The 20,092-nt window shown below is 71.0% G+C and carries 20 protein-coding genes and 2 pseudogenes; 11 read left to right on the plus strand and 11 right to left on the minus strand.

The window, feature by feature from the left end:
• Positions 1 to 230: 230 nt before the first annotated feature.
• From JL475_RS34480 to JL475_RS34505, 6 genes are all read right to left on the minus strand, one after another.
• Positions 231 to 959 (minus strand): ABC transporter permease, encoded by a 729-nt coding sequence (locus JL475_RS34480; protein ID WP_202282168.1) that lies wholly within the window; start codon positions 957 to 959, stop codon positions 231 to 233.
• A gap of 35 nt (positions 960 to 994) precedes the next feature.
• Positions 995 to 1,990, minus strand: coding sequence for an ATP-binding cassette domain-containing protein (locus tag JL475_RS34485; protein WP_202282155.1), 996 nt, complete (start codon positions 1,988 to 1,990; stop codon positions 995 to 997).
• 108 nt (positions 1,991 to 2,098) lie between these two features.
• Positions 2,099 to 2,740, minus strand: a complete 642-nt coding sequence (locus JL475_RS34490; RefSeq protein WP_202282156.1) for a PadR family transcriptional regulator — start codon at positions 2,738 to 2,740, stop codon at positions 2,099 to 2,101.
• 25 nt (positions 2,741 to 2,765) lie between these two features.
• Complete coding sequence (locus JL475_RS34495; RefSeq protein WP_202282157.1) at positions 2,766 to 3,314, minus strand: DinB family protein; 549 nt, start codon at positions 3,312 to 3,314, stop codon at positions 2,766 to 2,768.
• A 141-nt stretch (positions 3,315 to 3,455) separates the two neighbouring features.
• On the minus strand, positions 3,456 to 4,916 hold the full coding sequence (locus tag JL475_RS34500) for an aldehyde dehydrogenase family protein (protein WP_202282158.1): 1,461 nt from the start codon (positions 4,914 to 4,916) through the stop codon (positions 3,456 to 3,458).
• 91 nt (positions 4,917 to 5,007) lie between these two features.
• Positions 5,008 to 5,832, minus strand: a complete 825-nt coding sequence (locus JL475_RS34505) for a helix-turn-helix transcriptional regulator (protein WP_202282169.1) — start codon at positions 5,830 to 5,832, stop codon at positions 5,008 to 5,010.
• Positions 5,833 to 6,206: 374 nt separating this feature from the next.
• Between JL475_RS34505 and JL475_RS34510 the strand changes: the two genes are divergently transcribed.
• Positions 6,207 to 6,686, plus strand: a complete 480-nt coding sequence (locus tag JL475_RS34510) for an ATP-binding protein (RefSeq protein ID WP_237409105.1) — start codon at positions 6,207 to 6,209, stop codon at positions 6,684 to 6,686.
• 115 nt (positions 6,687 to 6,801) lie between these two features.
• Here JL475_RS34510 and JL475_RS34515 read toward each other — a convergent pair whose 3' ends face one another.
• Positions 6,802 to 7,101 carry a DUF397 domain-containing protein gene (locus JL475_RS34515; protein ID WP_307825251.1) on the minus strand — a complete coding sequence of 100 codons (300 nt, stop codon included), beginning with the start codon at positions 7,099 to 7,101 and terminating at the stop codon, positions 6,802 to 6,804.
• A gap of 377 nt (positions 7,102 to 7,478) precedes the next feature.
• Between JL475_RS34515 and JL475_RS34520 the strand changes: the two genes are divergently transcribed.
• The gene (locus JL475_RS34520) at positions 7,479 to 8,030 is read left to right on the plus strand and encodes a hypothetical protein (RefSeq protein ID WP_307825252.1); all 552 of its coding nucleotides are present in this window, start codon (positions 7,479 to 7,481) and stop codon (positions 8,028 to 8,030) included.
• 93 nt (positions 8,031 to 8,123) lie between these two features.
• Positions 8,124 to 8,672 carry a DUF4232 domain-containing protein gene (locus tag JL475_RS34525; RefSeq protein ID WP_202282160.1) on the plus strand — a complete coding sequence of 183 codons (549 nt, stop codon included), beginning with the start codon at positions 8,124 to 8,126 and terminating at the stop codon, positions 8,670 to 8,672.
• A gap of 57 nt (positions 8,673 to 8,729) precedes the next feature.
• On the opposite strand, the gene JL475_RS34530 is transcribed toward JL475_RS34525, so the two are convergent.
• The gene (locus tag JL475_RS34530; protein WP_202282161.1) at positions 8,730 to 9,917 is read right to left on the minus strand and encodes a DUF2786 domain-containing protein; all 1,188 of its coding nucleotides are present in this window, start codon (positions 9,915 to 9,917) and stop codon (positions 8,730 to 8,732) included.
• Positions 9,918 to 10,023: 106 nt separating this feature from the next.
• Here JL475_RS34530 and JL475_RS34535 point away from each other — a divergent pair, with 106 nt between their 5' ends.
• The gene (locus tag JL475_RS34535; RefSeq protein ID WP_202282162.1) at positions 10,024 to 10,797 is read left to right on the plus strand and encodes a Clp protease N-terminal domain-containing protein; all 774 of its coding nucleotides are present in this window, start codon (positions 10,024 to 10,026) and stop codon (positions 10,795 to 10,797) included.
• 86 nt (positions 10,798 to 10,883) lie between these two features.
• A complete protein-coding gene (locus JL475_RS34540; RefSeq protein WP_202282163.1) occupies positions 10,884 to 12,590 on the plus strand; it encodes a bifunctional 3'-5' exonuclease/DNA polymerase in 1,707 nt (568 codons plus the stop codon).
• A 31-nt stretch (positions 12,591 to 12,621) separates the two neighbouring features.
• On the opposite strand, the gene JL475_RS34545 is transcribed toward JL475_RS34540, so the two are convergent.
• Positions 12,622 to 13,515: a glycosyltransferase family 2 protein gene (locus tag JL475_RS34545; RefSeq protein WP_202282172.1), complete on the minus strand. Its 894-nt coding sequence runs from the start codon at positions 13,513 to 13,515 to the stop codon at positions 12,622 to 12,624.
• Positions 13,516 to 13,824: 309 nt separating this feature from the next.
• Here JL475_RS34545 and JL475_RS34550 point away from each other — a divergent pair, with 309 nt between their 5' ends.
• Positions 13,825 to 14,067, plus strand: a complete 243-nt coding sequence (locus JL475_RS34550; RefSeq protein WP_202282164.1) for a type II toxin-antitoxin system VapB family antitoxin — start codon at positions 13,825 to 13,827, stop codon at positions 14,065 to 14,067.
• Positions 14,068 to 14,250: 183 nt separating this feature from the next.
• On the opposite strand, the gene JL475_RS34555 is transcribed toward JL475_RS34550, so the two are convergent.
• On the minus strand, positions 14,251 to 16,389 hold the full coding sequence (locus JL475_RS34555) for a hypothetical protein (RefSeq protein WP_307825253.1): 2,139 nt from the start codon (positions 16,387 to 16,389) through the stop codon (positions 14,251 to 14,253).
• A 106-nt stretch (positions 16,390 to 16,495) separates the two neighbouring features.
• Between JL475_RS34555 and JL475_RS34560 the strand changes: the two genes are divergently transcribed.
• The 3 genes and pseudogenes from JL475_RS34560 to JL475_RS40665 all read left to right on the plus strand — a co-directional run.
• The gene (locus JL475_RS34560) at positions 16,496 to 16,831 is read left to right on the plus strand and encodes an ATP-binding protein (protein WP_202282165.1); all 336 of its coding nucleotides are present in this window, start codon (positions 16,496 to 16,498) and stop codon (positions 16,829 to 16,831) included.
• A complete protein-coding gene (locus JL475_RS34565; RefSeq protein ID WP_202282166.1) occupies positions 16,828 to 17,142 on the plus strand; it encodes a hypothetical protein in 315 nt (104 codons plus the stop codon). Before JL475_RS34560 ends, JL475_RS34565 begins: the two co-directional genes overlap by 4 nt.
• Positions 17,143 to 17,417: 275 nt before the next feature.
• A pseudogene (locus tag JL475_RS40665) lies at positions 17,418 to 17,525 on the plus strand (GNAT family N-acetyltransferase); the annotation flags it as partial.
• A gap of 16 nt (positions 17,526 to 17,541) precedes the next feature.
• Here JL475_RS40665 and JL475_RS40670 read toward each other — a convergent pair.
• The gene (locus JL475_RS40670; protein ID WP_237409107.1) at positions 17,542 to 17,853 is read right to left on the minus strand and encodes an excalibur calcium-binding domain-containing protein; all 312 of its coding nucleotides are present in this window, start codon (positions 17,851 to 17,853) and stop codon (positions 17,542 to 17,544) included.
• A 133-nt stretch (positions 17,854 to 17,986) separates the two neighbouring features.
• Here JL475_RS40670 and JL475_RS34575 point away from each other — a divergent pair.
• Both JL475_RS34575 and JL475_RS34580 read left to right on the plus strand, forming a co-directional pair.
• Positions 17,987 to 18,462, plus strand: a pseudogene (locus JL475_RS34575) (hypothetical protein).
• Positions 18,459 to 20,039 carry a hypothetical protein gene (locus JL475_RS34580; RefSeq protein WP_202282167.1) on the plus strand — a complete coding sequence of 527 codons (1,581 nt, stop codon included), beginning with the start codon at positions 18,459 to 18,461 and terminating at the stop codon, positions 20,037 to 20,039. Before JL475_RS34575 ends, JL475_RS34580 begins: the two are co-directional and overlap by 4 nt.
• The last annotated feature ends 53 nt before the right edge of the window (positions 20,040 to 20,092 follow it).

Below are 20,092 nucleotides of genomic sequence, written 5' to 3' on the forward strand. Positions count from 1 at the left end.
ATCATGCCGCAGACGCGGGGTCCGGCACGCACTCCCCCAAGCTCTTCGAGCAGGGGCCCCAGCCGCGTTGTCGTCGCTCTCCCCCACGCTCGGCTGCTCCCCCACGCTCGGCTTCGCTCGAGCGGGAGGGACCCCCATGCGCGGGGGCACCCCCATCGCCCCCGCTCACCGGAGCTGATGAGGGCGCCGTCGCTTTCCTCCGACGTGATCCGCCAGACAGGCCCTGGCCGCTACCGGCTCAGCCGCGCGAACCTCCGTACCGCCAGCGGGAAGAACACCGCGAGCAGGGCCAGGGGCCAGGCGACGGCCGCCCACACGTGCCCCGGCTCCCCGCCGGGACTGCCGAACAGGTCGCGTACGGCCGTGGCCGTGTGGGACATGGGGTTCCACTGGACGGCCGTGCCCAGCCAGTCGGGCATGGAGCCGGGGGCGGCGAAGGCGTTGGACAGGAAGCCGACGGGCCAGACCAGGATCTGCACGGCCTGCACCACCTCCGGCTTTCCGGCCACCAGCGCCAGGTGGATGCCGATCCACAGCATCGCGAACCGGAACAGCAGGAGCAGTCCCACGGCGCCCAGGAAGCCGGCCGCACTGCCGTGGGCACGCCAGCCGAGGGCGGCGGCGACGGCGAGCAGCACCACCAGGCCGATCGCCGACTGGAACATGTCGGCGGCCGAACGGCCGACCAGGACGGCGCCGTTGGTCATCGGCATGGAACGGAAGCGGTCGATGACGCCCTTGTCGAGATCCTGGGTGACGGCGATCATGGTGCCCTCCAGGCCGAAGGCCATGGTGAGCGCGAGCATGCCGGGCACCAGGTAGTCGAGGTAGTCGCCGCTCACGCCCCGGCCGCCGCCGACCAGGTAGCCGAACATCAGCAGCAGCATCACCGGGAAGACCAGGTTCACCACCACCGCCACCGGCTGCCGTCCCCAGCGGGCGAGTTCACGGCGGGTCATGGTCCAGGAGTCGGTCAGGGCGTACGTCGTGGTGGTCACGCGGCCTCCTTCACCCGGTCGTCGCGCCCGGTCAGGCGCAGGAACACCTCGTCGAGCGTGGGCCTGCGCAGGGCGATGTCCTCCGCCTCGACGCCGGCCTCCTCCAGCGCGCGGACCACTCCGGCCAGGGCCGCCATGCGGTCGGTGACCGGGGCGCTCAGCAACCGGCGGTCGGTGTCCACGGTGATCCGGTCCTTCGGTACGGGCAGCAGGGCGACGGCCGCGCCCAGCTGCCCGGCGTCGCGCAGGACGACGTCCACGCGGTCGCCGCCGACCGCCGCCTTGAGCTCGTCCGCCGTGCCGTCGGCGATGACCCGCCCGGCGTCCACGACCGAGATGCGGTCGGCGAGCTGGTCGGCCTCCTCCAGGTACTGGGTGGTGAGCAGGACGGTCGTACCGCCGTCGACCAGGGAACGGACCGATTCCCACACCTCCGCGCGGCCGCGCGGATCGAGGCCCGTGGTCGGTTCGTCGAGGAAGAGCACCTCCGGTTCGGTGATCAGGGAGGCGGCGAGGTCCAGGCGGCGCCGCATGCCTCCGCTGTACTGCCGTACCGCCTTGCGGCCGGTGTCGGCGAGGTCGAAGCGCGCCAGGAGCTCGTCGGCACGCGCGCGGGCGCGTCGCGCGCCGAGGTGGTGCAGGCGGCCGAACAGTTCGAGGTTCTGCCGGCCGCCGAGTTCCTCGTCGAGTGCCGCGTGCTGGCCGAGCAGGCCGATGCGCAGGCGTACCGCGTACGCCTCGCGCACCACGTCGTGGCCCGCCACCTCGATCCGGCCCGCGTCGGGCCGCAGCAAGGTGGCCAGGATCCTCACCAGGGTGGTCTTGCCCGCGCCGTTCGGGCCGAGCACTCCGTGCACCGTGCCGCGCGCGACCGTGAGGTCGAGCCCGTCCAGCGCGGGCCTGCCGCTCGTCGTGCTTCTTCCGCCGTTCCTCGCGCTCTTCCCGCCGTACGTCTTGCGTGCTTCCTCGACGGTGATCGCCGCGTCGGCCACTGGCACTCCTTCACTAGTCAAACTTGACTACATGCTTTTGAAGGTAGGCGCCGCCAAGCCTCTTAGTCAAACTTGATTACTGAGCGGATCACCGCACGGGCGGACGCCTCAGCGCTCGTCCCCCGGATGCCGCTCCCCCGTCGCGTACGGGTTCTCCTGGTCCTCGGCCAGGACGCCGACGAACGGCTCGCCCTCCCCGGCGAAGGTGTAGGCCCCCGCCTCGATCCGCCCGATCAGCCCCCTGGTCCACTCGGCCTCGGCGTCGGCCGTGTGCACCCACAGGTTCATGATCTCGCCGATGTGCCCCAGCTGCTCGGGGCCGTCCTCGGGCACGTAGTGCTCGAGGACCGCGGCCCGCCACTCCTCGATGCGCCGGGTCCGCTCCTCGAGCAGCGTCACCGCCTCCTGCCGCGGCAGATCGACGACGAAGCCGATGGCCGCCGACTTCACGTCCATCTTCTGGTCGTAGGCGACGAGCGCCTCCCGCAGCAGCGTGAAGTACTCCTCGTCGCCCGCCGGGGTGATCTCGTACTCGGTGCGCGGGGGGCCGCCGGCCGTCGAGGGCGCGATCTCGTGCGCGTGCAGCAGTCCTTGCTTCGCCATCTGCTTCAGGGCGTGGTAGATCGAGCCGGGCTTGGCGTTGGACCACTCGTGCGCGCCCCAGTACTCCAGGTCGTTGCGCACCTGGTAGCCGTGGGCCCGCCCGTGCTGGCGCACCGCGCCGAGCACGAGGAGACGGATCGCTGACATGCGCCCCAGCGTAGGACGCCACGGCTCACTCCCAGGAGCTGCCCTGCTCCTTGGCGACCAGTTCGAAGGCCGTGGCCCCGTCCAGGGATTCGCGGATGATGTCGGCGTGGCCGGCGTGCCGGGCGGTCTCGCGGATCAGGTGCAGACACAGCCAGCGCATCGAGAGCCACTCGTCCTTCGGGTTCCAGGACGTCTTCGCCAGCAGGAAGGTGTCGTCGAGGCTGGGCACCGAGCGGATGAACGACTCCGTCTCGGCGGCCACCCTCTCGTAGGACGCGAGAGTGGACTCCACGGTCTCGTCGCCGACCAGCACGAAGCACTCGTGCCAGTTCGACTCGTCCCGGTGGACGGCCGGCGGCTCCCCCTTGGCCCGGGCGATCCAGCCCTGCTCGACCTCGGCGACGTGCTTGAGCAACCCGGCCAGGGACAGCTCACTGGCACTGGGGCGGGAGGACGCCTGCTCCTCCGTGAGGCCGAGCAGCGCCCGCCGGACGCCGCCGCGCTGCTCGGCGATGAAGGCCAGGAGCGCTCCCCGCTCGTCGCCCCGCTCCTCGGGGCCCACGTGAGTGACCATGACCGGCTGCCTTTCGTCGTTCCGTCGTTCTGTCGTTCCGTCGTTCCGCCGCAGGTGGCCCCTGCCGGCTGACACCGACGACGCTACGGGCCGACGAGGACAGGAGCTGTCCTCATCGGCCCGGACGGAAGGAGAGGGGAGTCAGAACGGGAAGCCGCTCCGGCCGTGCTGCACCGAGATCCACTTCGTCGTGGTGAACGCGTCCAGCATCGTGTCGCCGTTCAGCCGGCCGATGCCCGAGTGCTTCTCGCCCCCGAACGGGACGATCGGCTCGTCGTGCACGGTGCCGTCGTTCACGTGGAACATGCCGGTGTCGATCTGCTTGGCGAAGTTCACCCCGCGCTCGATGTCACCGGTGTGCACGGCCCCGCTCAGGCCGTACGGGGTGTCGTTGACGAGGCGGACGGCCTCCTCCTCCCCGTCGAAGGGGACCAGGAAGACGACCGGGCCGAACACCTCCTGCTGGAGCAGGGCCGAGTCGGCGGGGACGCCGGTGAGCACGGACGGCTCGAGCAGGTTGTCGGTCCGCGTGCCGTGCGCCAGCGCGGTCGCGCCCTCGGCGAGCGCCTGCTCGACGACACCGGCCAGGGCGTCCGCCTGCTGCGAGTTGATCACCGGGCCGATGACGGTCTCGGGGTCGCGCGGGTCGCCGACCTTGAGGGACTTGACCTTGGCGACGAACTTCTCGGTGAACTCGTCGGCCACCGAGCGGTCCACCAGCACCCGGTTGGCGGCCATGCAGACCTGCCCCTGGTGGACGTACCGGCTGAAGACGGCCGCGTCGACGGCGTAGTCGACGTCCGCGTCGTCGAGGACCACCAGCGCGCTGTTGCCGCCGAGTTCGAGGACCGAGCGCTTGAACAGGGAGGCGCAGACGGTGGCGACGTGGCGGCCGACCTTGTCGGAGCCGGTGAAGGAGATGACCTTCGGGACCGGGTGCTCCAGGAAGGCGTCGCCGATCTCCGCGATGTCCGTGATCACGACGTTCAGCAGGCCGCCCGGCAGGCCGGCGTCCTCGAAGATCCTGGCGATCAGCGAGCCGCCGACGATCGGGGTGTTCTGGTGCGGCTTGAGCACCACGCCGTTGCCGAGCGCCAGCGCCGGGGCGACCGACTTCAGCGACAGCAGGAACGGGAAGTTGAAGGGGCTGATCACGCCCACGACGCCGACGGGCACGCGGTAGACGCGGTTCTCCTTGCCGTCCACCGGCGAGGGGATGATCCGGCCCTCCGGGCGCAGCGCCAGGTGCACCGCCTCACGCAGGAACTCCTTGGCGAGGTGGAGCTCGAAGGCGGCCTTCAGACGCGTACCGCCGAGCTCGGCGACGATCGCGTCGGAGATCTCCTCCTCGCGCTCCTCGACCAGCTTGAGCGCCTTCTCGAACACCGCACGGCGGACGTAGGGGTTGGTCGCCGCCCACTGCTTCTGCGCACGGGCCGCCGCGCGGTACGCCTCGTCGACCTCGTCGACGGTGGCTATCGTGATCGACGCCAGCTTCTCGTCGTCGTACGGATTGAAGTCGATGATGTCCCAGGAACCGGTTCCCGGGCGCCACTCACCGTCGATGTACTGCTGAGCCAGGTCGGTGAAGTACGACGACATGCGATCCCTCAACCCCTCGGTCCCTCGCTGCCGAACCGGGCCCGCCCCGACCGGCCTCACGCTGCTGATCATCCGTCATCGTACTTGTGTTTCAAGAGAGTTGGAGGAGTCCCCGGAGAAGGTCCCGGCCCTCCGACGGCCCCGGACTGTCCTGCTGGAGCTCCTTGAGCGCCCTCTCGTACTGGGCGACGTCCTCGGCCTTGTCGAGGTACAGCGCGCTCGTCAGCTGCTCCAGGTAGACGACGTCCGACAGATCGGACTCGGGGAAGCTGAGGATGGTGAACGCGCCGGACTCGCCGGAGTGGCCGCCGAGGCCGAACGGCATCACCTGAAGCCGGACGTTGGGCCGTTCGGAGACCTCGATCAGGTGCTGGAGCTGCCCCCGCATCACCTCACGGTCCCCGTACGGGCGGCGCAACGCGGCCTCGTCGAGGATGACGTGGAACTCGGGGGCGCTCTCGGAGACCAGATGCTTCTGCCGCTCCAGGCGCAGCGCCACCCGTCGTTCGACGTCGGCCTCGCTCGCGCCCTGCATGCCGCGCCGGACCACCGCGCGCGCGTATTCCTCGGTCTGCAACAGGCCGTGCACGAACTGCACTTCGTACGCCCTGATCAGCGCGGCGGCGCCCTCGAGGCCCACGTAGGTGGGGAACCAACTGGGCAGCACGTCCGAGTAGCTGTGCCACCAGCCCGCGACGTTGGCCTCGCGGGCCAGAGAGAGGAGCGAGGCGCGCTCCTGCTCGTCCGCGATGCCGTACAGCGTCAGCAGGTCCTCCACGTCCCTGGTCTTGAAGCTCACCCGGCCCAGCTCCATACGGCTGATCTTCGATTCGGAGGCGCGGATCGAATAACCCGCGGCCTCTCGCGTGATCCCCCGAGCCTCACGCAGTCGCCTGAGTTGTGATCCGAGCAGCATGCGCCGCACCACCGATCCCGGCTCTCCCGCGCTCACGTTCGCCAGCCTCCCCAACGTCTGCCAGGGCCTGAAGTCTGCCACTAAAACACTCCGAGCAGTACTCGGGCGGTTACGGAAACGGAATCAGGCCAGGGTTCCGTTCGGGAAGGAGCACGGTTCGGACAACAGGAGAGGCTGATGGGACGGAAAGAAGAAGGAAAGATGACGAAAAAATTGACCAACAAGCGGTACGGGAGGGTCGATTTCGGTCAGCTGCACGTGCATCTGCCCTTGCATCTGCCCTGCGCATCGGAAACCATGGCCTTCGCACCACCGCCGTATCGCTACGACCGCGAATTTCGGGAGTGCCTCGCATGGGGACGAATGGATCGACCATGCTCGAGCCGTTACGGCAGGGCCTTCCGCCGCTGGATCCGACGGCCGTGTCCGACGCCGCCTCCTGCTCCCTCCCGGCCCGCCACGAAGCGGTGCGCGAGGCCCGCCGCTTCACCCGGAGAACCTGTGACCAGTGGGACGTGGGCGACCGTTTCGACGATGTGTGCCTGGTCGTCTCCGAGCTGGTGACCAACGCCCTGCGGCACGGCCTGCCGGCCGCAGCGCCACGGCTGACGGGGCAGGAACCGCCGGTGCGGCTGCACCTGATGCGGTGGACCGGGCGACTGGTGTGCGCGGTGCGCGACCCCAGCCACGACAGTCCCGTCACCGGCGAGGCGGGCGACTTCTCCGCCGAGTCGGGCCGCGGACTGCTGCTGGTCGAATCGTTCAGCGACAGCTGGGGCTGGCAGCCGATGAGGGGGGCGCTCGGCGGCAAGGTGGTCTGGGCCCTGTTCCGGCTCCGCGGCCCCGTCGTATGACGTGCCATGGCGTCGCGGCACGGCGCCGCACGCGTGGGCACCGTGTTCTCCGCTCTCCCCACGTTCTCCCTACGCGCGTCACCGCCCCGGGACCGGGTGGCGGGAGGCCACCGGGTCAGCCGACGACGAGGTGGTCGAACTCGCCGTCCTTGACGCCGAGCAGCATCGCCTCGATCTCCGCGCGGGTGTAGACGAGCGCGGGCCCCTCGGGAAAGCGGGAGTTGCGCACCGCCACCTCGCCCCCGGGCAGCCGGGCGAACTCCACGCAGGATCCCTGCGAGTTGCTGTGCCGGCTCTTCTGCCAGGCCACGCCGTCCAGCCCGGTGGCCGCCATGCCGTTGTACACGCGGGACGCGCCGGCGCCGCCGTACACGTCGCCGTCGTACACGTCGCCGTCGTACACGTCGTGGTCCACAGGTCGCTCCCCGGTGTGCACTGGCTGGTGTGGCCATTGATGCAGTGGTCAACTGACCCGGATCATAGCTTTGTTCATGTGCAAACGCATGAGCAGATGCACGTGCACGCGGGGTGCTCCTGCGGTTACAGCGTTGCCGCCGGGTCCGCAGGTCTCCCGCCTGGAAGTGAGACGCATACAAGGGCTTTCCTGTTCCCTCGTGTGTCCCCTCGTGTTTCTTCGTGTGTCCTTCGGTGTCCTGCTCAGTCCTGCAAGCGGTCTCTTTTTCGACGCGCGGTTCACCGGGGCTGGTGGGGTGCCGGGTACGTCCTGTTAGCTGGCTCCGGCCGTTCCGGCCGGCGAGGCCGACCACAGCTAGGGGGCTTGCGGTGACATCGGTGGATCAGGGGATCGCGGGGGCGTGCACCGTGTCGGGCCGACGCACGCGGATCGCGTGCGCGGCCCTGGGGCTGGCCGGCGCGCTGGTGCTCACCGGGTGCGGCGGGGACGGCGACTCCCGCGACGACTCCGCGCCCAGCACCACACCGTCCACGCCGTCCACGGCGGCCACCACGACCGCCCCCGAGTCCGGCGGCACCGGCTCCGGCGGTTCGGACGCGACCGGCGTCCCCGCGGGCAAGCTGGAGGGCAGCTGGCTCACCACGGCCGGGGGCAAGGCCGTGGCCCTGGTGTTCACCGGCGACCGGGCGGCCCTTTTCGCCACGGGCGGCACCATGTGCAGTGGCACCGCACGGGAGGACACCGGGGCCTCGACGATCAGTCTGAAGTGCGCGGACGGCAAGGTGGACCGGACGAGCGGCACGGTCGACTTCGTGAGCGGATCCACCCTGAAGGTCACCTGGGAGAGCCCCCTCGGCACCGAGACGTTCACCAAGGCCGAGGGCAGCCGACTGCCGCAGGGGCTGCCGACCGGGGGGCCGGGGTCGTAGGACCCGCCGTGCGGGCCCTGCCCTCCGGGTGCGCCGGGAGGGCTCCCGGGATGTGATGATCTGGGGGCTGCTCCACGACCCAGGGGAATCATCATGCGCGCCACGCCGACCGCCGTCACCGCCGTCACCGTCCTCCTCCTGCTGACCGCCTGCGGTGGCGAGAACGGTGGTGACGGGGCGAAGGACGACGCGAAGCAGGAGAGCGGGGCCTGTTCGATCGCGACGGTGAACGTGGAAGTCGGCCCCGCGAGCGAGGCCCCGGCCGCCGGTGACACAGGCGAGGTCCCCGTGGACCTCGTCAACCAGGGTCCCGCCTGCGTCCTGGACGGCTTCCCCGAGGCGAGCCTGGCGGCGGCAGGGAGCGAGCCCGTCGAGCTGGCACCGACGGACGGCGCCACGGCCCAGAAGCTGACCCTGCCCGAGGGCGGTTCCGCCTCCTTCACGATCACCTACGTGCGCGGACCGGAGGGCGCCGGCCGGAGCCTGGACGCGAAGAACCTGGAGGTCGGTCTCCCCGGCGACTCCGCCACCCGCGAATTCCCCTGGTCGTACGGCCCGGTGGCGAACCAGGGCGAGGGCGAGAGCACGGGGACGGTCGCGGCCGACGCGACCGTGAGCGCCTTCCAGCGGGCGGGTGACTGAGCGGACGATGACTGAGCGGACGATGACTGAGCGGGCGGTGGCTGAGCGGGCACCGGTTCAAGGACGCCGTCCGGGAAGCCGTCCGCGCGCTTCGACCTGGGCGTCGTCCGCCGCCCGCGCGCCCTCCTCCCACCCCGCCGCGTCGCTCACCCCGCGCAGCCGGGTGGTCGTCGTCTCCGGCAACAGGCGGTCCAGCCGCTCGGTGACCGCGACGTCGCGGGAGGCGAGCACCGGGAGCGAGTCGTCCGTCAACTGGCTCTCGGCGGCAGCCGCGAGACGCGCGCCCACGCGGTGGACGTACGCCGCGAGGAAGGACTGCCGGAAGGTCTTGGTCCGCTTGCGTCCCCCGGCCCGCTGAGCCGCTTCCGCCTTCGCCATGGCCGTACCGGCCTGCACCAGCAGTGAGGTGTGGAGGAGTTCGACCGCCTCCAGGTCGGAGGCGAAGCCGACCACGGTGGAGAAGCCGAGGGCCTCGTTCCACACGGCCCGGCAGTGGTTCGCGGTGGCGATCGCGTCCAACAGCACGGCCTTGGTCTGCTCGTACGGCGGCTCCACCCCGATCCGGCACGCGCCCGGAGCCGCCGCCGAGGGGGCCCGCACCGCGAGCAGCGCCTCGTCGACACTGTGCCGTGCCATCAGCTCCTGCGCCTTGGCGGTGAGGGCCTCCGCCTCCTCCGGGAACCCGGTCGCCTCCGCCTTGGCCAGCAGCCCCCGGATGCGGCCCAGCATGCGGGACTCCGGGTGCCGTTCCCGCCCGGGTGAGCCCGCGCCCCCGGCTCCCTCGCTGCCCGCCGCGCCCCCGTCGGGCTCGTCGAGGGGTTCGAGGGCGGGCAGGCGCAGCAGCAGCCGGTACAGCTCCAGTACGGCGGTGGCGTGCGAGAAGCGGTCGGTGCGCCGCGCGGAAGCGGCCTCGCGGCCGTCGCGATCGCCGAGACCGCCGAGATCTCCGAGCTGGGCGTGCCAGCGAGGGCCGCGGGGCCGGTCGTGCGGTGCCTGCGCGCGGATCAGCGCCGAGACCAGTCGTACGTGCACGTCGTCCAGTTCGCGCCGGACGATCCGCACGACGTCGGCGGGCTGCCAGCCGCGCCGCCAGGCCGTCGCCACGAACTCCTCTCCCCGCCCGGCGAGTTCGGCGTCCGCCGCCGGATCGGAGGCGAGCAGGGACGCGCCGGTGTCGAGGGCGTCGTCGGTGGTGGCGTACAAGGCGGCCCGGAAGGCGCGGTCGACGGTGCTGGACGTACTCACGGGCCGATCGTGCCACGCCCCCTTCTCTCCGCCGAACCCTCGACCCGACGCACCCGCCTGTCAACCCGTGGTTGACGCCCACCTACTGTCAACCTACGGTTGACACATGACGACGAACCCCGGCATCAAGTCATCCGTACGTCTCGACGACCTCATCGCGGCCATCAAGAAGGTCCACGAGGAGCCCCTCCAGCAGCTTCAGGACGCGGTGCTCGCGGGAGAGCACCTCGGTGACGTGGCGGACCACCTGATCGGCCACTTCGTGGACCAGGCCCGGCGCTCGGGCGCCTCCTGGACGGACATCGGCAAGAGCATGGGCGTCACCCGGCAGGCGGCCCAGAAGCGTTTCGTGACGAAGGACTCGGCCCCGCTCGACCCGAACGAGGGCTTCCACCGCTACACGCCCCGCGCCCGCAACGTGGTGATGGCCTCGCACAACGAGGCCAAGGCAGCGCGCAACGCCGAGGGCCTGCCCGAGCACCTGGCCCTCGGCCTGCTGGCCGAGCCGGGCAGCCTGGCCGCGAAGGCGATCACCGAGCAGGGCGTCACCCTGGAAGCGGTCCGCGAGGCCGCGACCGCGCTGCTCCCGCCGCCCGTCGAGGAGGCCCCCGAGCTGGTGCCGTACGGCGCGGCGGCCAAGAAGGTCCTGGAACTCACCTTCCGCGAGGCCCTTCGCCTCGGCCACAACTACGTCGGCACCGAACACCTCCTGCTCGCCCTGCTGGAGCACGAGAACGGCGAGGGCGTCCTCAGCGGCCTCGGCATCGACAAGACCACCACCGAGCGGTACGTCACCGAGATGCTGGCCGAGTTCCTGGAGACCCGGGAACCGGAGGCGGCGGACGGCCGGCCCACGCAACCCGAGCCCGGGCAGGGCTGACCCGGGCATCCGGAGGGCGGCCGGGCACAGGGGCGTCGTCGGACCGTCGTCAGAGCGTTGTCAGACCCTCCTGCCAGACTCGCGGCATGGCCGACCGGTGGGCACTCGCTCCGGCCGAGGACGGTGGCGTGGACGTCGCCCCCCTCGGCCCGGACGGGCTGCCCGCCGCTCCGGTGCGGCGGGAGGCGGATCCCGCCGAGGCCGTGCGGAGCCGTCCCGGTGTCACGCGGTGGGTGTGGCGGTCCACCGCCGAGGTCCATCCGCGCCTGCTCGCCGCGGGGGTGCGAGTGGCGCGGTGCTACGACGTCGAGGCCGCCGAGACGCTCCTGCTCGGCCACGAGGGGCGGTACGGGGAGCCCCGTTCCGCCGCGGCCGCCCTGGCCCGGCTGCGCGGCGGCCCCGTACCGCCCGATCCGCCGCAGCGCCCGGCCGAGCCGGGCGCGCAGCCGTCCCTCTTCGAACCCCGGGACGCGCACATACCGCTGGAGGACCTCGTCGCGGTCTACGCCGAGCAGCAGCGCCGGCTCGGGGCGACCGCGCACCCGGACAGGATGCGGCTGCTGGTGGCCGCCGAGTCGGCGGGGATGCTCGTCGCCGCCGAGCTGAACCGTGCGGGGGTGCCCTGGCGGGCGGACGTGCACCGCGCGGTCCTGCACGACCTCCTCGGCGAGCGGTACGCGGGCGGCGGCGAACCGCGCAGACTCGCCGAACTCGCCGACGAGGTGTCCGCCGCCTTCGGCCGTCGGGTGCGGCCCGACCTGCCCGCCGACGTCGTCAAGGCGTTCGCGCAGGCCGGGATCAAGGTCTCCTCGACCCGCCGGTGGGAGCTCGAGTCCATCGACCATCCGGCGGTCGAGCCGCTGATCGAGTACAAGAAGCTGTACCGCATCCGGGTCGCCCACGGCTGGTCCTGGCTCCAGGACTGGGTGCGCGACGGCCGCTTCCGGCCCGAGTTCCTGGCAGGCGGGACGGTGACGGGCCGTTGGGTGACCAACGGCGGGGGCGCGCTGCAGATCCCCAAGGTGATCCGCCGCGCGGTGGTCGCCGACCCTGGCTGGCGGCTGGTCGTCGCCGACGCCGCCCAGATGGAGCCACGGGTCCTGGCGGCGATCTCCCGCGACCCCGGACTGATGGAGGTGGCGGGCCGGGAGGCCGACCTCTACCAGTCGGTGTCCGACCGCGTCTTCTCCGGCGACCGCGCGCAGGCGAAGCTCGCCGTCCTCGGCGCGGTCTACGGCCAGACCTCCGGCGACGGCCTGAAGAACCTCGCCGCCCTCCGGCGCCGCTTCCCCAAGGCGGTCGCCTACGTCGACGAGGCCGCCCGCGCGGGCGAGGAGGGCAGACTCGTACGGACCTGGCTGGGCCGCACCTGCCCGCCCGCGGCCCGTGCGACGGACGACGCGGCGGAGGAGGCGGGCATCCCGGTCGCGGCGGGCACTCCGGCCCCGGAGGAGGAGCCCGACGCCGCCCGGCAGTGGGTACCCGGTTACGCCTCGACCGACGCCCGCGCGCGGGGCCGCTTCACCCGCAACTTCGTCGTCCAGGGCAGCGCCGCCGACTGGACCCTGCTGCTGCTCGCCGCACTGCGGCAGACCTTGACGGACATGGCCGCCGAACTGGTCTTCTTCCAGCACGACGAGGTGATCGTGCACTGCCCCGAGCAGGAGGCGCAGACGGTGACGGCGGCGATCCGGGACGCCGCCGCCCTGGCGGGCCGGCTGACGTTCGGACAGACCCCGGTGCGCTTCCCGTTCACGACGGCGGTGGTGGAGTGCTACGCGGACGCCAAGTGAGGCCTCGAGAAAGACGAGGGCGCCCCACCGGTCAGATGACCGGTGGCCGTCCCAGTCGCGTCAGCCGCCACACCGTCCGCCAACGCATGGCGCGCCGCTCCCCGGCCGGCTCCCGCAGGCCCTCGGCGAACCCGCCGAACCACGCCCGCAGCCCGGCGACCGACCGGTTCCTGAGCAGGGTGAGCAACACCCACACCCCGAGATGGACGGGAACGAGCAGGAGGGGCAGCCGCCGGCGAACGAGCCACACCCGGTTCCGGGCGTTCACCCGGTAGTAGATGGCGTGCCGGGCGGGCGAGGTCTTCGGGTGCTGGAGCAACAGCTCCGGCGCGTACAGGATCCGCCAGCCCGCGTCAGCCGCGCGCCAGGCCAGGTCGGTCTCCTCGTGCGCGAAGAAGAACGCGGCGGGCCAGTCACCGATCTCGTCGAGCATCGCCATCCGCAGCCCGTGCCCGCCCCCGAGGAACCCGGTGACGTACCCGCCCTTCATGGGGTCCGACTTTCCGACCCGGGGCACATGCCGCTGCTGTGTCTCCCCCGACTCGTCGGCGATCCGGAACCCGACGATCCCGAGCCGCTCGTCCCCGGCGTACAACTCCCTCACGCGGCGCAGCACATCGGCGTCGACGAGCAGTCCGTCGTCGTCCAGCTCGACGACGACGTCCACGTCCCCGAACTCCCGCAGCCGCGCGATCGCGGCGTTCCGCCCGCCCGGGCAGCCGAGGTTCTCCTCCAGCTCGACGGTCGTCACCTCACCCGGCAGCGACAACCGCCGGGCGAACTCGGGCAGCGGGCACCCGTTGCCCACGATCACGATCCGCGCGGGCGCCACGTCCTGCTTCGCCACCGACTCCAGCAGCGCGTCCACCTCCGCGGGCCGGTTCCCCATCGTCACCACGGCGACAGCGATCCTCAGAGCCTCGATGCCCCCCACCTCCCAAGCACCCACGGCCGACGACTGACCGACTGACCGACTGACCGACTGACGCGCGATGCTAGCCGTTCATGGAAAGGACTTGTCGAGTACGTCTTCCCGTACGCGGTTTCTCAACCAAGCCCGGATGATCCCCGCCGACCCCGACGAAACCCCTGCCCGGTGACGAGGAGCGGGTGACGCTGCGGATCAACGCGACATGCGGGACGAGGACGTCATCGCCCCACATCCCACTGGGCGATATCGCATCACTCCGGGAAAATGACATCGTTTGAGCTGTCCGAGCATTCGGGAGGCAGCATGGCCAGGACAGCCATCGAACTCGACGAAGCCATGGTGGCCGAAGCCATGCGCATCTTCGGCACCAAAACGAAGGCCCAGGCCGTGCGGCTCGCCATGGAGTACGCCGTCAAGCGCCATCTGCGGCAAGAGGGCTTCGACGCCATGGACGCCGGCGAGTTCGACTTCAGTGAGATCGTCGAGAGCACAGGCCCCCGCAACGCCGACGGAACCCTCAAGCGCGAAGGCCACCCGCCCGTTTGACGCAGAATCGCCACCTGATCGACAAGCCCGCTTCCGCTCGGTGGACGTTCCATCTGCGCCGGAGCGGCACACGGGCCGCCTCCTTCCGCCCCTTACGCGGGTCGGGGTCCCTGTACGGGGAGCCTCGGGCGATACCGGTGCCGGTCCCACCCGGTGCCCGCAGGGTGGGCGATGTTGTTCCGGTCAGCGGCGCCGCTTGCGGGTGTTCTTGCCGGCGGGGCGCCCGCGCTTGCGGGAGCGGGCGGTACGGGCGGTGGAAGAGCGCAGCGCCCGGGCCGCCAGCTGCCTGAGCTCGTCGAGTCCGGCCCGGTCCGGGTGCGCGGAGTCCAGCGCGGCGGCAACCGCCTCCCTGGCCTCGGGGCCCTGGGCTCGCAGCGCCTCCTCGGCGCCGTCCCGGCCGCCCGCCAGCTCCACCAGCTGAAGCAGGCTCTCGGCGAGCACCAGCAGGTACTCGGCATCGGTCATGTCCTCGGGGGACAGCAGTTCACGCTGCGCCAGCACGTTCAGCGCCAGCGGCTCCAACCGGCTGTCACCACGCAGTCGGTGCAGCAGCCGTTCGCCCTCGCCGTCCGGCAACGCCACCCGCAGTACGTCGAGCATCGCCTGCGCACGTGTGCGGAAGGCCATGGTTCCTACAGCGTCCGTCAGTTGCCGCAGAGCGGCCTCCCGCTCCCCGCGGGCCGAAAGCCAGCCGGCCAGCTCCACACGGGCGGTGTCCAGGTCGTAGTCCTCGGCCAGCACCCCCAGCAGACCGGCAGCCGACGCCTGAGCCAGCTCACCGACCAGCGGCGCGTCCCGGCCGGCCGCCAACAGTCGCTGCCGTACGGCCCGGGTGCCCAGCTCGGTGAGACGGATGAGCTCCACCGGCCCTGCCGTCAACTCCTCGCGCCGGGCATCGGCACGCTCCTGCGCCGCCGGGTCCGCTGCCGTCCCCGCGACACCCAGCAGCTCCGCAAGCTCCGGCGGCATGTCCGCAGGCAGTTCGGGACCGGCGTCGGAGAGGTCGACGTCGAGGAACACCGGATCGGCCATCCCCTGGTCACGCTCGATCGCCCCCAGGTCGTCCAGCACGTCGAGCACCGTGCGCAGGTCCCGGTCGGCGTGCTCGAACCACATCCGGTGCCGAAGGTCCGACCCGTCGTCCAGCTGGAAGCAAGCCCGGTAAGCCAGGTGCACGGAGTCGCGCAACCGCGGCCAGGGCATCGGGTACGGCAGGCTGTAGAGCGTGTTCAGCACATCTTCCAGCACGTCCTCGTACGCATCGAACAGCATCGACTCGACGTGCCAGCCGCTGCGCGTCCCGATCAGGGCCTGCCGCAGCTCGAAGCACGTCTCGAAGGCACGCAGCCACAGCTGAAGCGGGTCGGCCAGCACCGGCCGGGCCCTGGCCACCGCGTACAACCGCCCCTTGGCCACCCGGACCAGCCGCGCCTTCTTCGCCCACTCCACCAGCAGCCCCAGCCGCGGCAGGTCGGCCGACGAACGCACGCCCTCGGTCTTGTCGCCGGTGCCCAGCACCTCCACCAGCTCACGGGCGTCCGCCATCCGCAGCCGTCCCGTTCCCGTCACCGCCCGGCCGTCGCGCCCCGCCCACTCGGCGAGCCCGCGCAACTGCGACACGATCGCCGACGCCTCGGCCCGTCGTCGCAACTCGTCGTCCGTGGGAAGCGTCACGGGCAGCTGCGGTTCGGCCCGGGCCGAACCGGACGGTGCGCGGCCGGTCAGCCGTTGCTCCATGATCGCGTCGAGGGTCTGCTGGTCGTAGGCGACCTCCCCGCGCTGCGCCCGGTCCGCGAAGCGCTGCAACGCCGCCCCGTCCCAGATGTCCACACCCTGCTCGGCGGCTGTCGTCATCCAGTACTTCGCCAGACCCCAGCGGGTACGGTCCGCCATCGCCGCCGGGTACCGTTCCGCGAACGCGTCGACCGCGGCGAGGGAGTCCTCGAGCATGGGGCCGCGCGGATCCGCCAACTGCATGGCGTGCAGACAGCGCAGCAACGTGCGCAAGGTGCCCGGGGCGTCGCCGCGTTCCTCCCCGGGGAGTTCGGTGACCTGCTGGGGAAGCCAGGACAGGAGCAGTTCCTCCACGTGCCGCGGCTCCCACCACCCGAGTCGGCCGTCGACGGTCGCCCGGTGCCGGTACTCCAGCATCGCCTCGGCCAGGAAGGCGTCCACCGGCAGGCCCTGCTCCCCGGCCCACCGGACCAGCCGGTCGACCAGCAACGCGCACGCCGCCTCGAACTCCTCCTCCGCCTCGGCCTCGAACCGCATCCGCATGAACCCGCCCGCCCCACTTGCCCGCAGTGCCTTGTGTCGCGCCACGCTACCGCCGCACCCCACCGCACCACGCCGAGTCGCGCGGTAAAGATTAACTCGGACGAGTTGGACTAATTCGACTTAGACCAGTTTGCGCTGGTGTCATCGGGCGATGGCACGACCATCAGACCTCTTCGACCGTGAAGCGGAGTGGGGCGACCTCGAACGGTTCGTCTCCTCCGACGCCCCCGGCCTGCGCATCGGAATCCTCTACGGCCGACGGCATACCGGAAAGAGCTTCCTGCTGCGCCGCCTCTGCCGGGCGTACGGCGGCCTGTACCACATGGCGCAGGAGGAGGAGCCGCTCCCCGCGTTGCAGCGCTTCGCCGACGCGGTCGCCGCGGGCCGTGGGCTCGGTCCCGGGCAACTGCGCTTCCAGGACTGGGACGAGGCCCTGCGCACGGCCCTGCGGCCGGTGCCGTCGGCGAAGTCGGCAGCACCGTCGTGAACGACCCCGCCGGCAGACAGCAGCACGAGATCGACGTCGTGGCACTGGACGAGGGCGAGCGCAGGCAGGCCCACAGCCCGGTCGTCCGCGCCATCGGCGAAGCAAAGGCATCCGACCGCGCCCGGACCCTCGCCGACCTCGACCGGCTCGACCGCATCCGCGGCCTGCTGGTCGCGCGCGGGGTACGCGCGGCGAGCGCGAAACTGCTGCTCTTCGGACGCTCCGGCTTCGACCTCGACCTGACCCGGGCCGCAGCGGAGCGTCACGACGTGGAACTCGTGGATCTGCACCGGATCTGGCACGGGGAGTGACGAAGAAGCCGGCGAAGCCGCCGGAGAACGGCGCTCCGTCCGTGCGCCCCGCCACGCCCCGAGCAGCAGGAACCCCAGGTCAGCTACTACCTCTGTCCTGAGGGTTCCGGTGGAGCCGCCTTCGGGATGCGAACCCGAGACCTACGCATGGCGAGGGCCTGCATGATCGTGACGGGGTGTGCCGCGAACTGTCGCGAGATCCTGTTTGCTCAGGTCAGCGGAGCAAAGCCAGAACACTCATGGCACTCGATGCAGTTTTGTAAAGTTCAACCCCCGGCCTCCGCAAGAACTTCGAACGCGTCGGCTTCGTCCACACCGCCGACACCACGTCGGGCCTCTCCGGCCACCCCCGCATCCTGATGCGCCGGGATCTCCGTACCTGAGCCCCACGGCCCCCTGTCACGGCCCCACAGAGGGCTCGCACGCCACCCCGTCCCCGTACCGGTCGAGATGCGAGCCGTAGCCCGGCTCCCCGAGGTGCAGGGGCGCGTCCCCGGTCCCCGGGCCGCGGCGCAGTTCTCGCACCGCACATCCAGGCGAAGGCCATGGCTGCGGGGATCCGTGGGCCTCAGCCGACTTCCCCGGCGAACGCCGGCAACAGGGGCGGGCGCCCGCCCGTGTGACCGAGGCCGAAGAGTGGCCAGGGGCCGGAGGGTGCGTGAACGGGACTTCCCGGCTCCGAAGGGTGGCTCCCGGAGGGGGCGCCCTCATGGGCTGTGAAGACACCGTGCACAAGGGCGGTGCTTGAGCTGCGTCGCGTCACCGCGTGAAAGGGTGTTCGAAGCCGGGTGGAAGCACACCGGTGTGTCGGGCGAAGTCGCATACGGGGAGGGGGCTCGTCCGCATGGCGTGGGACGAATGGGAGCAGATCAAGGCCGAGGTCGCCCAGAAGCAGGCGGCGTCGATGCAGTTGAACGGGATCGCTCCCGACACGGGCCCGGGTGGCGGAGGCCCTGCACCGGACCTGGTGGTGCATGACGACCAGTTGGGCAAGCTCGGGAACATGGCCTACGCCTGCGCGAACGGCTGGCGGTGGACGGCGACCTCGCGCGGCCGAGCACCTTCACCGCATCCATCGATCTCTTCAACGACGGCCTGGACGTGGGCTCCGCGCTCACCGAACTGCACGACGCGTGGAGCACCCAGCTGGGCACCCTGAAGGAGGCGTGCGCCCACATCTCCAACCACCTGGACTTCACACGGGCCCAGCACGCGAAGAACGAGGACCACGTCGTGACCGGCATGCGGAACGCGGCAGGTCACCTGATGACGGTGTCGCGGATCAACGACTACTACGCTCCGAAGTCCGCGGAGGCATGAGACTGATGGCGACGGACATGCTGACCGTGCAGGAACTCAACGACCTGCGCCTGGGCACTCCGAAGACCTCGGTGGACGACTGGCGGACCATGGTCGGCCGACTGGAGAAGCTGGCCACTGGTGGTGACGGCCAGGTCAGCGCGAAGGATCTGCAGAAGAAGGCCAACGCGGCGGACTGGGTGGGCGTCAACGCCACGGTGTCACGGCAGTTCGTGACCAGGACGGCGGCGCAGTTCGACGACGCGGCCTCCGAGGCCAAGAGCGTGCTCGCCGTCCTGAGCGACGCGCACGCCGCGTTCACGCAGCACAAGCAGGACCTGCGGACCGCGATCGACGAACTGGCGAAGCGCAGCATCTACGTCAACGGCAACGGGAGTGTGATCGCCTCGGCGCCCCCTCCCGCGGTCGCGGGAAAGGCCGACATCCCCAGGCCGACGGACCAGGAGCTGGAGGTCGCGCAGCGCAGGATCACCAGGATCCTGTGGGAGGCGACCGAGACCGACCGTATCGCCGCCCGCGCCCTGCGTCTGCTCGCCAAGGACAAGTACGACTTCACCGACCAGGGTTCGACCGGGCTGGAAGACGCCGACCACGACCAGGGCAGGGCAGACGCCGAGTACTGGCGCAAGGAGATCGCCAAGGGCAACGTCGAGGACTGGAGCAAGGAGAAACTGGCCCGCTTCAACGAGACGCTGAAGAACCAGCGGGACAACCCCGGCTTCACCGAGACCCTCGCCCTCGGCCTGGGCGCGGACGGCACGCTCCAGTTCTGGCGCGACCTGGCCGACCCCGGCCAGGTCAAGACGCCCGACGGCGATCGCGCCAAGCTCCTCGGTGACGTCCAGAAGAACCTCAGCATGTCTCTCGCCGGCGCCTCCCACAGCACCTCACCGGAGATGGAGGCGTGGAAGAAGGACCTGATTGCCGCCGGCGGCAAGCTGTACGGGCACGAGGGCATCATGGCGAAGACGTACGGCTTCCAGATCATGAGCAACCTCATGGTCAAGGGGAAGTTCGACGAGGGCTTCCTGGACGACTACTACAAGGGCCTGCGCACCTTCGAGGCGGAGAAGAAACCCTTCGATCCCGCCTCGATCTGGGGCAACCCCTCCCTCGGAGGGGCCCAGCTCGACTACACGGCCAAGGGGCCCGACGGCGACTACGGAACGACCGGCAGCGACCCGATGGCCGGCTTCCTCAAGGCCGTCTCCCACAACCCTGACTACGCCACCGAGCTTTTCAACCGCGAGGACGTGGCCGACTACCTCCTCACGGAGCGCGAGTACTACGACGAGGACGACCCCTACGGCAAGGGCGACGGCACGGTCCAGTCCCGCGACGCGCTCGGCAAGGCATTGCTGGCAGCAGGCACCGGCTTGAACCCGGACCAGCCACACGTCATCACGTCGTACGACCACACCGACGCACAGCGGCAGGTCTTCGACGGCACCCTGAGACGCCTGGCCGACAAGGGCGACGACTTCCCGCCCGAACTGCGGGACGACATGGCAGTGCTCCTGGGGAACTGGGGAGCAGACTTTCACCAGACAGCCAGTGAGGTCTTCTCGGCAACGTGACGGTTGCGGTGCGTGATGATGCCGGGCGGCGGGATGGTGACTCGATGCCGGAC

It is taken from the genome of Streptomyces sp. M2CJ-2 (assembly GCF_016757295.1).
Classification (GTDB): domain Bacteria; phylum Actinomycetota; class Actinomycetes; order Streptomycetales; family Streptomycetaceae; genus Streptomyces.

Coding starts and splice junctions, on each gene's coding strand:
- JL475_RS34480 (WP_202282168.1), bottom strand. CDS start 959: ATGACCCGCCGTGAACTCGCCCGCTGGGGACGGCAGCCGGTGGCGGTG.
- JL475_RS34490 (WP_202282156.1), bottom strand. CDS start 2,740: ATGTCAGCGATCCGTCTCCTCGTGCTCGGCGCGGTGCGCCAGCACGGG.
- JL475_RS34495 (WP_202282157.1), bottom strand. CDS start 3,314: ATGGTCACTCACGTGGGCCCCGAGGAGCGGGGCGACGAGCGGGGAGCG.
- JL475_RS34500 (WP_202282158.1), bottom strand. CDS start 4,916: ATGTCGTCGTACTTCACCGACCTGGCTCAGCAGTACATCGACGGTGAG.
- JL475_RS34505 (WP_202282169.1), bottom strand. CDS start 5,832: ATGCTGCTCGGATCACAACTCAGGCGACTGCGTGAGGCTCGGGGGATC.
- JL475_RS34510 (WP_237409105.1), top strand. CDS start 6,207: ATGCTCGAGCCGTTACGGCAGGGCCTTCCGCCGCTGGATCCGACGGCC.
- JL475_RS34525 (WP_202282160.1), top strand. CDS start 8,124: ATGCGCGCCACGCCGACCGCCGTCACCGCCGTCACCGTCCTCCTCCTG.
- JL475_RS34535 (WP_202282162.1), top strand. CDS start 10,024: ATGACGACGAACCCCGGCATCAAGTCATCCGTACGTCTCGACGACCTC.
- JL475_RS34540 (WP_202282163.1), top strand. CDS start 10,884: ATGGCCGACCGGTGGGCACTCGCTCCGGCCGAGGACGGTGGCGTGGAC.
- JL475_RS34550 (WP_202282164.1), top strand. CDS start 13,825: ATGGCCAGGACAGCCATCGAACTCGACGAAGCCATGGTGGCCGAAGCC.
- JL475_RS34560 (WP_202282165.1), top strand. CDS start 16,496: ATGGCACGACCATCAGACCTCTTCGACCGTGAAGCGGAGTGGGGCGAC.
- JL475_RS40670 (WP_237409107.1), bottom strand. CDS start 17,853: ATGAGGGCGCCCCCTCCGGGAGCCACCCTTCGGAGCCGGGAAGTCCCG.
- JL475_RS34580 (WP_202282167.1), top strand. CDS start 18,459: ATGAGACTGATGGCGACGGACATGCTGACCGTGCAGGAACTCAACGAC.